This is a genomic window from Pseudarthrobacter sp. KH_020_B (assembly GCF_057840185.1).
The window spans coordinates 2,424,265-2,437,782 of sequence record NZ_CM174506.1; the positions used below are offsets into that span (position 1 = coordinate 2,424,265).

Consider the following 13,518-nt stretch of genomic DNA (forward strand, 5'->3'; position numbering starts at 1 on the left):
CACCGGCACAAATGTTCACGGGTTCATCCCCACAGATTTCGCACGCGCAGGAGGTCACCGCGAATGCTTAGCCGTATTGCTGAGTCCCTATTTTGGATCGGACGCTACGTGGAGCGGGCCGACGGCACCGCCCGCATCCTGGACGTCCACCTGGAACGCCTGAACCACCTTCCCATGGACGAGCGCCGCAGGGTGGCCCAGGAACTGCTCGCGGTGATGGGAGCCCGGCCGCAGAGCGAAGACTTCGGCCTGCCCGAACTCCTCCACGCCCTGGCGTACGACAAAACCAGCGCAACCTCCATTGCGGGATCGCTGGGCGCCGCCCGCGAAAACGCACGGCGTGCCCGCGAGACCGTGTCCTCCGGGCTGTGGGAAAGCCTCAACACCACGTACTACGGGCTGAGCCAGCACCGCAAGGACGTGGTGGGGACGTACCGCTTCTGCAACTGGACGCTGGAACGGACCGCCATGGTCAGTGGCCTGGCCGACACCACCGTGAGCCATGACGAAAGCTGGCTGTTCCTGGTATTGGGCCGGTCCCTGGAGCGTGCCGACATGACCGCGCGGATGCTCTCCACCCGGGATGTCCTCTCTGCTGGCATGTCCTGGGTCAATATGCTGCGCTGCGCGGGGGCTTATGAGTCGTTCCTGCGGACCCGTCGCGCCGCGTTCGGGGACCAGCACGCCGCCGAGTTCCTCCTGCTCGACCGATTGTTCCCGCGGTCCATCGTCTACGCCCTGCGGGACGCCGATGAGTGCCTCTCCAAGCTGGACCCTTCGGCACAGCGCGTGGGCTTCATCAACGATGCCCGCAGGATCGTGGGCCAAGCACGCACATTCCTCGAGTTCCACCGGACGGACGATCTGATGTCCGAACTGCCCGAGCACATGGAACGCGTGCAGAAGGCCGTCTCGCAGGCCTCGGACGCCATTTCCCGTAAATACTTCAATCAGGCAGACGAACTGGCCTGGGTGGGAGAAGTTTCATGACCCGGCTGAGTATCCTCCACACGACGGCCTACAAGTACAACAAGCGCGTCACGCTGTCCTACAACGAGGCCCGCATGACGCCCCTGACCGATCCGCAGCAGGTGGTCCTTGAATCCGTGCTCAAGGTCTCGCCATCGCAGGCCGCTGTCAGCAACTACCGGGACTACTGGGGCACGCGGGTCACAGCCTTTGACATGCAGATGCCGCACGACCACCTTGAGGTCGTTTCCAACATCACCGTCGAAGTGCACCGGGCCGAAAAGATCCCGGCGGACGCTGACATCGCCGGCTGGGATGTGCTTGCTTCTGCGGAGACACTGAACACGTTCAGCGACTGGCTCCCGCAGTCCCAGCTGAGCGGTCCCGGCGCCGAGGTACTGGGCATCATTCCAGGCGTGGTCGACGGCAAAAACCCGCACGAAGCCGCCATGGCCATCTTCGAATGGATGCGCGGCGAGATGACGTACATGTCCGGTTCCACCGCGGTCACCACCAACGCCGAGGAAGCCTGGGGCCAGCGGCAGGGCGTCTGCCAGGACCTCGCGCACCTCGCCATCGGCGCGCTGCGCAGCTGCGGCATTCCCGCCCGCTACGTGTCCGGTTACCTGCACCCGCGGTCGACGGCGGCCATCGGCGAGACAGTCGCCGGCCAGTCTCATGCGTGGCTGGAGTTCTGGGACGGCGAGTGGCGCAGCTGGGACCCGACGAACCACAAGCCGGCGGGGGATTACCACGTCACGGTCGCCAGGGGACGGGACTACCGGGATGTTCCGCCGCTGAAGGGCATCCTGTCCGGCGGTGGCGGATCGGCGCTGAGCGTAAGCGTGGAAATCACCCGCCTCGCCTGAGGCGGGAGGGGACGGTTCCTTTGGCCTGCCCAGGGGCTACTCCGGGGCTGTCCTGGCCACCCCGCTGAGCTGGGTCCACCAGGTCATGGGCGCGGTGACTTTGAACCGGCGCCCGGTCACAGTGCCCGGGCTCACCCGGACAAACGTGTCCTTCTTCCCGGCCTGCCATGGAAAGAGGTACAGGGCCGCGGAGTCCAGGATGCCCTCGGTTCCTGTAATGGCCTTTGCGGGTCCCTTGACCACAACACTCCAGGCAAGCCCGGTGGTGGCATCCACGCCGTCGGCCTCCAACGCCACCGGTGCACCTCCCGAGGCGCCGGCCAGCTTGGTTCCTTCGCCGGTGCGGAACACCAATGTCCCGCCGTCCACCGTGTAGTTGATGGGGAAGATGTCCGGGTGGCCGTCCGTCAGGACCGCCAGCCTGCCTACGGAGACCGTCCGCAACAGTGCCCAGCATTCGTGGTGTTCCAGGTTCTGAACCTGGGCCGTTGACTCGCTGGAGTTGGACTCGGTGGATATTTGGTCGCTGGACGTTTGCTCGCTGCTCATGCCGCCGAGCCTACGCCCAACACCCCGGCCACGACAGTGGCGGACTTACCAGGGGCTGGGCTTGTAGTCCTTCAGGAAGACGCCGTACTGGTCCTCGCCCTGTTCGCCCATCACGATCGGATCGTAGACCCGGGCGGCCCCGTCCACCAGGTCCAGGGGCGCGTGGAAGCCCTCCTCCATGAGGCGGACCTTAGTGAAGTGCGGGCGTTCGTCGGTGATCCAGCCGGTGTCCACCGCGGTCATCAGGATCCCGTCAGCGTCGAGCATTTCCTGGGCACTGGTCCGGGTCATCATGTTGAGGGCGGCCTTGGCCATGTTGGTGTGCGGGTGCCCGGGGCCCTTGTAGGCGCGGGAGAACTGGCCTTCCATGGCGGAGACGTTCACAATGTACTTCCGGTGCGCCGTGGAGCGCTTCATGGCGTCCCGGAGCCTGCTGACCAGCAGGAAGGGAGCCGTGACGTTGCAGAGCTGGACTTCCAGCATTTCCAGGGGGTCCACCTCGTCCACCACCTGGGTCCAGCTGTTGATGGCGGCCAGGTCCGGGACCAGTCCGCCGGCGTCAATCGCCGTGCCGGAGGCGATACGCTCCAGCGAGGCTGAACCCGTGGACAGCGCCAGCGAGGTGATCGCGTCGCCGGCCAGGACGGGGTGCTCGGTGACACTGCTCGCCAGTGCGAGGGGGTGCTTGTCGTGGGCATGGCCGAACGTTACCAGCTCCGGACCGCCGTTGGCCGGCTCCAGCGCGGCCGGCAACGGTTCATCCTCGGAGTCCACCAGCGGTTTGTAGGCGTTGCCGGAACGTCGCACGGTCTGGGCGGCATTGTTGATGATGATGTCCAGCGGCCCGGCTGCGTTCAGGGAATCCGTCAGGGCCATCACCTGTGACGGGTCGCGGAGGTCGATGCCCACAATCCGGAGCCGGTGCAGCCACTCGCCGCTGTCCTCCATGGCTGCGAAACGGCGCGCCGCGTCCTTCGGAAACCTGGTGGTGATGGTGGTGTGGGCGCCGTCCCGGAGGAGGCGCAAGGCGATGTACATGCCGATTTTAGCGCGCCCGCCGGTGAGCAGCGCACGCCGGCCTGTGAGGTCGGTGCGGGCATCCCGCTTGCTGTGGCTGAAGGCGGCGCACTCGGGGCAGAGCTGATGGTAGAAGGCGTCCACCTGTGTGTAGTGCTTCTTGCAGATATAGCAGGGGCGGGAACGGATCAGGTGCCCGGCCACCTTGCCCGTCGCCGAGGTCTCCAGCTTGTTGCCGCGGGTCTCGTCGTCGATCCGGTCCGGTGCAGCCGTGGCTGTCTGCGCGATGACCGCACGGTCGGCTTCGGAGATCAGATCCCGTTTGGTCACGCGGCGGTGACGCTTCACGGCCTTGAACATCTTCCCGGTGGCACGGCGGACCGAGACATAGTCCGGGTGTTCCTCGTCGTAGACGTGGATGGTGTTCAAAACCTTGAGGCAGGCCTGGATTTCGTCAGGCGTCAGATCGGGGGAGCTCATTGTACCGATTTTACAGCCTGGCGATGATCCGGCCTGACCGGGCCGCGGATGCCCGCTGCCCGGCCAGGCCTGCGCCTCGCTTACGCGCGGCGGCCGCCCAGAACGGCCTGTGCTGCCGCATCCGCGTGGACCGCGGCGGCCTGCTCCACAGATTCACGGATTTCGGGGTAGTTGGCCGTGGCCGCCTTCACGGCATCGGGCACCAGGTGCAGGTTCCTGGCGGCGAGTGCCCGTTCCTCGTTCCCGGGCTCTGGCACGTGCTGGCCTTTTGCCAGCACAGTGATGCCCGACTCGGTCACCTTGAACCCGCGGGCGCGGTCCAGGTCATGGTCCAGGCCGATCGCGGCGCCGGCGGGGACCTTCACGTTCTTGTCGAGAATGGCCCGTTTCACCACAGCACCTTCGCCGATGTTCACCTTGTCCATCAGTACCGAGTCGATGACCCTGCTGGCGGTGCCCACGAAGACGTCGTTGGACAGGACGGAACCCTCCACCACGCCCCCGGAGATGACCACACCGCTGGACACAATGGAGTCCAGGGCGGTTCCGACGGTGCCGTTTTCTCCGCGGACGAACTTGGCTGGCGGCGAAATGCTCTGGCGTGTGTAGATGGGCCACTCGGAGTTGTAGAGGTTGAAGACAGGCAGCGGGGAAATGAGGTCTATGTGCGCGTCATAGAACGAATCGATGGTGCCGACGTCGCGCCAGTAGGTCCTGTCGCGTTCGGTGGAGCCGGGGATGTCATTGAGGGTGAAGTCATAGACTCCGGCCTCACCCTGGTTGACGAAGTAGGGGATGATATCCCCGCCCATGTCGTGCTTGGTATCAAGCCGTTCGGCGTCGACGTGCAGGGCATCCACCAAGGCGTCGGCGTCGAAGACGTAGTTGCCCATGGAGGCCAGGAACTGGGTGGGGTCCGCTGCGAGGCCGGGAGTGGTGGCGGGCTTCTCCACAAACGCGGCGATCTTCTGGGGGTTCTTCTGGTCCACTTCGATCACACCGAACTGGTTGGCCATGTTCAACGGTTGGCGCACGGCGGCCACAGTGGCCTTGGCGCCGCTCTGCACATGCTGCTCCACCATCTGGGCGAAGTCCATGCGATACACGTGGTCCGCCCCGACCACCACCACGATGTCCGGGTTGGCGTCACGGATCAGGTTCAGGGACTGGTAGATCGCGTTGGCGCTGCCGAGGAACCAACTCTTGCCGACGCGCTGCTGTGCCGGCACGGACGCCACGTAATTGCCCAGCTGGGTGGACATTCGCCAGGTCTCGGAGATGTGGCGGTCAAGGCTGTGGGACTTGTATTGCGTCAGGACCACGATCTGCAGGTAGCGCGAGTTCACGAGGTTGGACAGCGCAAAGTCGATGAGCCGGTAGCTGCCGGCAAAAGGCACGGCAGGTTTCGCCCGGTCTGCCGTCAGCGGCATCAGTCGGTTTCCCTCACCGCCTGCGAGGACGATAGCCAGGACTCTCTTGTTCAACGGCATGGTGGTCGCTCCTGTACGCCTTCGTAACTCCCCAAAACAGTCCGGCACGCCCGGACTCCTTCACACTAGAACAGATAGTGCGGAACGACTACCTTGGGTAACGTGCGAATAGACATTGTGACTAAAGAGTTCCCGCCGGAGATTTACGGAGGCGCCGGTGTCCACGTGGCCGAATTGAGCAGGGTGCTCAGTAAGCACGTTGACCTGCAGGTTCGTGCCTTCGGCGCTCCCCGCGACGCCCACTATCACGGTGCCGGGGTGACCTCCTACTCCGTGCCCGAAGACCTGGGATCAGCCAACGCCGCCGTCCAGACGCTCGGCGTGGACTTGCGGATCGTGCCTGACGTCGCTGGCGCCGATCTGGTCCATTCGCACACCTGGTACGCGAACATGGCAGGGCACCTGGCGTCCCTGCTCCACGGCATCCCGCACGTGTTGAGCGCCCACAGCCTGGAGCCCCTGAGGCCGTGGAAGGCCGAGCAGCTCGGCGGCGGGTACGCCCTGTCCTCCTGGGTTGAGAAAACCGCCTACGAGGCGGCGGCAGCGATCATCGCCGTTTCGGAAGGCATGCGCCAGGACATCCTGCGCAGCTACCCGGACGTTGACCCGGCCAAGGTCAGAGTGGTCCACAACGGCATCGACGTCGAACTGTGGCAGCGCGATGAAAACCAGGACGCCGTCCGCGCCCTGGGCATCGACCCGGGCAAGCCCAGCGTGGTTTTCGTGGGACGCAACACGCGCCAGAAGGGTGTGCCGTACCTGCTGCGTGCCGCCGCGAAGCTTCCGGCCGATGTGCAGCTGGTGCTGTGCCTCGGGGCGGCGGATACCCCCGAGCTCGCAGCAGAAACTGCACGCCTGATCGAGGAGCTGCAGACCCAGCGGACCGGCGTTGTCCTGATCGAACGGATGCTGCCGCGCAACGAACTCATCCAGGTCCTCAGCCACGCCACAGCGTTCGCCTGCCCGTCCATCTATGAACCGCTGGGCATCGTAAACCTCGAGGCGATGGCCTGCGGTGCTGCCGTGGTGGCCAGCGCTACCGGAGGCATTCCTGAGGTAGTCCAGCACGGCGAGACGGGCCTCCTGGTGGATCTTGAGCAGGTCACCGACGGTACTGGCACACCGCTTGATCCGGAGAAGTTCGTGACGGAATTTGCCGCCGCCCTGACGGAAGTGGTGTCCGATCCCGAACGGGCGCGTGCCATGGGCCAGGCCGGCCGCCGCCGCGCGGAGGAGCACTTCTCCTGGGAATCCATCACCGAGACCACCCTTGAGGTCTACCGCTCAGTACTTTCCTGACGGACGGCAGGAACGGCAGCACAACTGACCAAACAACGCACGACGGCGCCCCTCCCCACCGAGGGGAGCGGCGCCGTCGTGCGTTGGTCCGCCAGTTGAACGCGGGGCGGGCGGTCAGTTCCGCTGGGTGCGGCTGCCACCGGAGGTGCGCGCCAGCAGCACCTTTTCGTCGACGGGTGCGTTGCCACTGGCCCGCTGTGCCCTGACGTACGCGCGGGCCTCGTCCTGGCGGGCCTTCTCGGCACCGGTGGCGATCGCCGCCCGCACGTGCTCATCCCCGTACCCGAAGGCTTCCACAAGGTCCAGGGCGTGTGGCCTGATCTTGACCAGGAGCCGGTTGATGTACTCGCCCACGGTGCGGGCCCGCTGCATGGAGAGCCTGCCGTTCATCAGGTACCAGGACAGGTTCTTTTCGATCAGCGACAGGCCGAAGAGGTCGCGCAGCCAGGTCAGGACCCGTTTGGTGCCGGGGTCCGTGACGTCGTCCAGGGCTTCCGTGAACGCCTCCCATTGCAGAAGCTCGGCGTGGGCCTGGGCGGCATCGATCAGCTCGTTCTGGTGCTGGTTGAAGAGGGCTGCTCCCTTTTCGACGGGCAGCTTGTTGGCGCCCTTGAGGGCAGCCCCGACGTCGGCCACCATGGTCTGGACGCGGTCCGTCAGGAGGGCGCGCTGGCCTTCCTCGTCCCGGAGCGCAATGGCAGCTTTCTGGACAGATCCCGTGTCTGCAACAAACTGCGCCACCTGCCGCAGGCCGGTGCGATGGATCGCCACACCCGTTGCCTGGGCCACCACGTAGCGGGCCAGGACGCCGAAATCGACGTTCCTGAACTCCTTCGCGTAGTCGGCCAGGAGGCGCTTGGCCACAAGCTGGAGCAGGACCGTGTTGTCGCCCTCGAACGTGACGTAGACGTCAAGGTCCGCCCGCAGCGAAGCGAAGCGGTTTTCGATCAGGAAGCCGGCCCCGCCGCATGCCTCGCGGCATTCCTGCAGGGTGTCCAATGCGTGCCAGGTGCTCAGCGGCTTCAGGGCTGCGGCGAGGGTCTCCAGGTCCTGCCGGTCCTCGTCGGTGTCGTGGGCACCGGAAAAGACGTCGTCGAACTTCTGGAGGAGCTGCTCGTGCGCAAAGCCCGCGGCATAGGTCGTGGCCAGCCGGGTGAACAGGCGCCGCTGGTGGCGCTGGTAGTCCAGGAGCACCTCCTCGTCCGTATGCGAGGACGCGTTGAACTGGCGGCGTTCGGTGGCATACCGGATGGCTGCTGTCAGGGCGATCTTCGACGCCGCCACCGCCGCGCCGTCCAGTGACACGCGGCCCTGGACGAGGGTTCCCAGCATGGTGAAAAAGCGGCGGCCGGGGCTGGCGATGGACGACGTGTAGGTTCCGTCGGGCGCCACGTCGCCGTAGCGGTTCAGGAGGTTCGTGCGGGGGATGCGGACGTTGTCGAAATGCAGCCGGCCGTTGTCGATCCCGTTGAGGCCGCCCTTGACGCCGTCGTCCTCGCCGCCGATCCCGGGCATGAACTCCTTGGTCAGGGGGTCCCTGAGGTCAACGTAGAACGCGTGCACGCCGTGGTTGACGCCTTTGGTCACGAGTTGGGCGAAGACGACGGCGCCGAGGCCGTCGATGGCTGCGTTGCCGATGTAGTCCTTCCACGCGGCGCGGAACGGTGTGTGGACCACAAATTCCTGGGATTGGACGTCGTAGGTCGCGGTGGTGGCGATGCTGGCCACATCGGAGCCGTGGCCGGTCTCCGTCATAGCGAAGCATCCGGGGATCTTCAGGCTCATGATGCCTGGCAGCCACTTGGTGTGGTGCTCCTGCGTGCCCAGGTGCATCACGGCCGAGCCGAACAGGCCCCACTGGACACCGGCCTTGATCTGCAGGGACGGATCGGCCGTGACCAGTTCCTCGAACGCCGCGATGTTACCGCCGTGATCATCGGACCCGCCCAGTGCCGCCGGGAAGGCCCGGTGCACGGCTCTGTTGTCCACAAGGTACTTCAACTGGCCGAAGGTCCGCGTCCGGTGTTCGGTGTGTGTGAGTCCTTCGATCTTGTGCACCGCAGGGTCGCTGGCCAGCGCGCGGGATTGGCGACGGGAGTCCGCCCATTTGCCCAGGAGTTGCTGGCCGAGGGCGGCAACGTCGACGGCGGGCTCCGCTGCCAGCCGCTGGTTGGCGTCCTGGCCGGTGGGGCGGTCCACTACTTCGGTCATGTCAATGTCCTTCGTTGGTTCTGACAGGAGGGTTGGGTGGTGTTTCGGCAGATTCATGGAGTGTTGGAAGGGTTAAGCTCGGAGGCTATTCCCACGCATAACCAGGCCGTGATCTGGCGGGCCATCGCTTCCTGGTCCGGCTTCGAGGCTGATGCCGGCGTGCCGAGCCATTGCTCGCCGGCATTCCGGACCAGGCCGATGGCCGCTGTGGGCCAGTAGCCGATCACCGCTTCCTTGCCATCGCCGAGGTGGGTCCGCATTGGCGCGGCGATCATCTCTGCGATGGAATCGAAGAAATGGCCCAGCGCTCCGGAGATGGCCGCCGATCCCTGCGGGCCGTCCGCATCCACTGGCGCGTAACGGGTGACAAAGCTGTAGACGTTGGGGCTGGTTTCCGCCATCTGGAGATACGCCGAGATCATGGCCAGCAGCCCCTCCCGGGGCGTCTGGGCACTCTGCGCCGCTTCGCGGATCTTGCGCTGCATCTGGCTCAGGACAACTTCTCCGACGGCGTGCTGCAGCCCCGCCTTATCGCCGAAATAACGGTAGAAGACCGACTTTGAGGTGCCGGCGGCCGTTGCAATTTCCTCCATGGAGGCATCGCTTCCCAGGGCGTGGACGGCCCGGCGTGCGGACTTGATGAGCTCCCGGCGTCGTTCCTCCCGGTGGGTCTGCCAGCGGGCCGAACGGCCGTCGGCATTTGCGCCGGCAGCCGGCGTCGGGACTTCTGAGGGGAGGTTATTCACGATACTCAGCGTATCAGGTACGCTGGGTATCGGTAACCGTCGTAGATCAGAGGAGTCACCCATGTCCGCCAATGGACAGTCCGGCACCGGACCCCACGAATTCGCCAGCTCCACGATTTCCGGCACGGCGCGTCCAGTCCGCCGGGCCGTGATTGTGGGTGGTAACCGGATCCCCTTTGCCCGCTCCGGCGGCGCGTACACGAAGTCTTCCAACCAGGACATGCTCACCGCAGCACTGGACGGTCTTATCGCCAGGTTTGGCCTCCAGGATGAACGGATCGGCGAGGTTGCGGCGGGAGCTGTGCTCAAGCACTCCCGTGACTTCAACCTCACCCGCGAGGCAGTCCTGGGTTCAGCGTTGTCGGCGGAGACCCCCGCCTACGACCTGCAGCAGGCGTGCGCCACCGGCCTGGAGACCGTTTTGGGCCTGGCCAACAAGATCAAGCTGGGCCAGATCGATTCCGCCATCGCGGGTGGCGTGGACTCGGCGTCGGATGCCCCCATTGCCGTAAGTGAAGGCCTCCGCGAGGTACTCCTGGATCTCAACCGCGCCAAGACCCTGCCCCAGCGCCTGCAAGTGCTCAGCCGGCTGCGGCCCAAGGACCTGGCCCCCGACGCTCCGAGCACGGGGGAGCCACGTACGGGCCTGTCCATGGGCGAGCACCAGGCGTTGACCACCGCGCAGTGGAACATTTCCCGCGAGGCACAGGATGAGCTCGCCTTCAACAGCCACCGCAACCTTTCCGCCGCGTATGACACAGGATTCTTCGATGACCTCCTGACCCCCTACCGCGGCCTCGCCAAGGACTCCAATCTGAGGGCGGACACCACCCTGGAGAAGCTGGCTACACTCAAACCCGTCTTCGGGAAGAGCCTGGGCGCCGCGGCCACCATGACGGCGGGAAACTCCACGCCGCTGACCGACGGGGCATCCACGGTCCTGCTCGCATCCGAAGACTGGGCCGATGCCCATGACCTGCCGAAGCTCGCCACCGTCGTTGATGGCGAAGCTGGCGCCGTGGACTTCGTCCACGGCAAGGACGGCCTGCTCATGGCCCCCGCGTTCGCGGTCCCCAGGCTGCTGGCCCGCAACGGACTGACGCTGGATGACTTCGACTTTTTTGAGATCCACGAAGCCTTCGCCGGGACTGTCCTGAGCACCCTGGCCGCCTGGGAAGATGAGGAGTTCGGCCGCACCCGGCTCGGACTCGAGGGTGCCTTCGGCAGCATCGACCGCACCAAGCTGAACGTCAACGGCTCCTCCCTGGCCGCGGGCCACCCGTTCGCAGCCACCGGCGGACGTATCGTGGCCTCGCTGGCCAAGATGCTGCAGGCCAAAGGCGCCGTCGACGGAAGGCCTGCGCGCGGACTTATTTCCATCTGCGCCGCCGGCGGCCAGGGCGTCGTCGCAATTCTCGAAGCACTCTAGGGGCACCGGATGACGGACAAATACACCACCCTGGTCAACCAGGGCCTGGGCAAGAACATCGCCAAGCGGCTGGGTCTGCCCCAGCCAGCGCTGCTGCGCCGCTACAAGCCGGGCCAGCCGCTGGCCACCGGTCCTGTCCTGGTCCAGGGCAGCACCGCCGGAGCCGACGAACTGGCCGCCAAGCTGCTTTCCTGGGACCTGGACGTCCGGCGCCACGCGGTGCCCCGCGAAAAGCTTGGCGCGATCATTCTGGTCCTGGATGAGCTGACAAGGCCCGAGGACCTTGAAAAGCCTGTGCTCTCAGCGGCGGCCTCACTGCGTGATCTGGGCCCCAGTGCCCGCGTCATCACCGTCTCCCGGCCAGCCACCGAAACCGCGTCCCCGGCACAGTCGGCAGCTCGGCAAGGCGTGGATGGCTTCCTGCGGTCCCTGGCCAAGGAACTCCGGGCCGGCGCAACGGCGAACGGCATCGTCCTGGCCGAGGGCGTCCGGAGCACTAGCCCCAGCGCTCTTGCCGCCCTGCGGTTCTTTCTGTCCGGCCGGTCGGCATTTGTGGACGGTCAGTTCCTGACTGTCGCAACCGAGCAGGGCCACCTGCCTGCTGACTTCGAGCAGCCGCTCGCCGGCAAGGTTGCCGTAGTCACCGGCGCCGCCCGCGGCATCGGTGCGGCTATCGCCCGGACCCTCCACCGGGACGGGGCCACCCTGGTCCTCGTTGACATCCCGGCAGCCGGCGACCATCTGGCTGCCGTTGCCAACGAAGTCCGCGGTACGGCGCTTCAACTGGACATCAGCGGCGCAGATGCCGGCCAGCGGATCATCGACCACGCCGTTCAGCGTCACGGCCGCCTGGACATCGTCATCCACAACGCCGGGATCACGCGGGACAAGCTGCTGGCCAATATGGACCACGGCCGCTGGAGCTCCGTCCTGAACATCAACATCGCCGCCCAGCTCAGAATCAACGAAGCGCTCCTCGCTTCGGAACACTTCCGAGATTCACCACGGATTGTCGCAGTGGCATCCACCAGCGGCATCGCGGGCAACCGCGGCCAGACCAACTACGCGGCGTCCAAGGGCGGCGTGATGGGTATGGTGCGTTCGTCTGCGCCCCTTTTGGCGGCGAACGGCGGGACCATCAACGCGGTGGCGCCCGGCTTCATCGAAACCGACATGACAGCCCGGATCCCGTTTGCCGTCCGCGAAGTGGGACGGCGGTTGAACTCCCTGCAGCAGGGCGGCCAACCGTCGGACGTCGCGGAGGCCATTGCCTTCCTGGCGAGCGACGCCGCGGGGGGCATCAATGGTGACGTGCTGCGGATCTGCGGACAGAACCTGGTGGGTGCATGAGTTCGGTCCAGCCGGTCATCCTGGGGGAGATGCCGCCCCTGTCCAAGCTGTACGTCAACGCCGCCGCACAGGCGGCGCGGCGCCGCGTGCTGGGCACGCACAACAGTGCCAGCCTGCCGGCCACGGGCCACGAAGTGCGTGGGGTGACGGCCGACGTCGGCAACCTCACCGCGTACCAGCACCTCATCGGGCTGACTGCGAGGGACACCCTGCCGGCCGGCTACCTCCACGCACTGGCATTCCCGCTGGCAATGAGTGTGATGAACCGCGACGATTTCCCGCTGCCGCTTCTGGGCATGGTCCACCTCAGCAACCACGTGGAGCAGCGGTCGCCGGTGCACTTCACCGAAGCCCTGGATATCCAGGCTGGGGTTGAAAACCTCCGCGGCCACCGGGCCGGCACACAACTTGACGTGGTCGCCGAGATCCGTGGCGCCGGTACGCCGGACATCAAGTGGACCGGTCGCTCCACGTACCTGGCCAAGGGTGTCTTCCTCCCCGGCATCGACAAGCCGACGCCCCACAACGGCCAGCCCGACTTCACGCCTCCGGACCCCACCGCGATTTGGCAATTGGGGGTCGATACGGGAAGGGCGTATGCCGCCGTTTCAGGCGACTTCAACCCGATCCACCTGAGCGTTCTTTCGGCCAAGGCACTGGGCATGCGACGCTCCATCGCGCACGGGATGTACCTGGCTGCGAGGGCCCTCGCGGACGTCGGGCCGGCCAAGGGCGAAACGTTCACGTGGGATGTCACGTTCGAGGCGCCGGTGTTCCTGCCGGCCCGCGTTGCCTTGGATATCACCACCGTGCAGACACCTGGCGAAGGCTGGCAGCGGGCCGAATTTGTGGCCTGGAACCCCCGCTCCAGCCGCCGCCACTTCAGCGGCTCCGTGGCACCGCTCTAGGCCGCAGCGGATCCCGGCATCAGGGGAGCAACGGCAAAAGCGAGGCCGGCCGCCAACGCTGCCTTCGCCGCCAGCTGCAAGAGCTGTACCGTGAAAGCCGACGAGAGACCGGACACCGAATTCCTCAGGAGGCGGGATCCAGCGGCAGGCCGACGCTGCGGCTGCACTTGATTGTCACCCATCCGCCCCGCCCTAGGACGG

The 13,518-nt window shown here is 66.0% G+C and carries 11 protein-coding genes; 6 read left to right on the forward strand and 5 right to left on the reverse strand.

Features of this window, described 5'->3' with window-relative positions:
* Positions 1-63 precede the first annotated feature (63 nt).
* Positions 64-990 (forward strand): alpha-E domain-containing protein, encoded by a 927-nt coding sequence (locus tag AC3IT0_RS11095; protein ID WP_489319866.1) that lies wholly within the window; start codon positions 64-66, stop codon positions 988-990.
* Complete coding sequence (locus AC3IT0_RS11100; RefSeq protein WP_489319867.1) at positions 987-1,838, forward strand: transglutaminase family protein; 852 nt, start codon at positions 987-989, stop codon at positions 1,836-1,838. The genes AC3IT0_RS11095 and AC3IT0_RS11100 overlap by 4 nt, the downstream gene beginning before the upstream one ends.
* A gap of 36 nt (positions 1,839-1,874) precedes the next feature.
* On the opposite strand, the gene AC3IT0_RS11105 is transcribed toward AC3IT0_RS11100, so the two are convergent.
* The 3 genes from AC3IT0_RS11105 to glgC form a co-directional block, all read right to left on the reverse strand.
* On the reverse strand, positions 1,875-2,387 hold the full coding sequence (locus AC3IT0_RS11105) for a pyridoxamine 5'-phosphate oxidase family protein (RefSeq protein WP_489319868.1): 513 nt from the start codon (positions 2,385-2,387) through the stop codon (positions 1,875-1,877).
* Between the two features lie 45 nt (positions 2,388-2,432).
* Positions 2,433-3,884: an SDR family NAD(P)-dependent oxidoreductase gene (locus AC3IT0_RS11110; protein ID WP_489319869.1), complete on the reverse strand. Its 1,452-nt coding sequence runs from the start codon at positions 3,882-3,884 to the stop codon at positions 2,433-2,435.
* 80 nt (positions 3,885-3,964) lie between these two features.
* A complete protein-coding gene (gene glgC, locus AC3IT0_RS11115; protein WP_489319870.1) occupies positions 3,965-5,374 on the reverse strand; it encodes a glucose-1-phosphate adenylyltransferase in 1,410 nt (469 codons plus the stop codon).
* 102 nt (positions 5,375-5,476) lie between these two features.
* Here glgC and glgA point away from each other — a divergent pair, with 102 nt between their 5' ends.
* Complete coding sequence (gene glgA / locus AC3IT0_RS11120; RefSeq protein ID WP_489319871.1) at positions 5,477-6,673, forward strand: glycogen synthase; 1,197 nt, start codon at positions 5,477-5,479, stop codon at positions 6,671-6,673.
* Between the two features lie 114 nt (positions 6,674-6,787).
* On the opposite strand, the gene AC3IT0_RS11125 is transcribed toward glgA, so the two are convergent.
* The gene (locus AC3IT0_RS11125) at positions 6,788-8,884 is read right to left on the reverse strand and encodes an acyl-CoA dehydrogenase family protein (RefSeq protein ID WP_489319872.1); all 2,097 of its coding nucleotides are present in this window, start codon (positions 8,882-8,884) and stop codon (positions 6,788-6,790) included.
* A 53-nt stretch (positions 8,885-8,937) separates the two neighbouring features.
* A complete protein-coding gene (locus AC3IT0_RS11130; RefSeq protein WP_489319873.1) occupies positions 8,938-9,630 on the reverse strand; it encodes a TetR/AcrR family transcriptional regulator in 693 nt (230 codons plus the stop codon).
* Positions 9,631-9,691: 61 nt separating this feature from the next.
* On the opposite strand from AC3IT0_RS11130, the gene AC3IT0_RS11135 reads away from it, so the two are divergent.
* From AC3IT0_RS11135 to AC3IT0_RS11145, 3 genes are read left to right on the forward strand one after another with little or no spacing between them, the layout of a single operon-like run.
* Positions 9,692-11,059, forward strand: a complete 1,368-nt coding sequence (locus AC3IT0_RS11135) for an acetyl-CoA C-acetyltransferase (protein ID WP_489319874.1) — start codon at positions 9,692-9,694, stop codon at positions 11,057-11,059.
* Between the two features lie 9 nt (positions 11,060-11,068).
* The gene (locus AC3IT0_RS11140; RefSeq protein ID WP_489319875.1) at positions 11,069-12,409 is read left to right on the forward strand and encodes a 3-oxoacyl-ACP reductase; all 1,341 of its coding nucleotides are present in this window, start codon (positions 11,069-11,071) and stop codon (positions 12,407-12,409) included.
* On the forward strand, positions 12,406-13,317 hold the full coding sequence (locus tag AC3IT0_RS11145) for a MaoC/PaaZ C-terminal domain-containing protein (protein WP_489319876.1): 912 nt from the start codon (positions 12,406-12,408) through the stop codon (positions 13,315-13,317). Before AC3IT0_RS11140 ends, AC3IT0_RS11145 begins: the two co-directional genes overlap by 4 nt.
* Positions 13,318-13,518 lie beyond the last annotated feature (201 nt).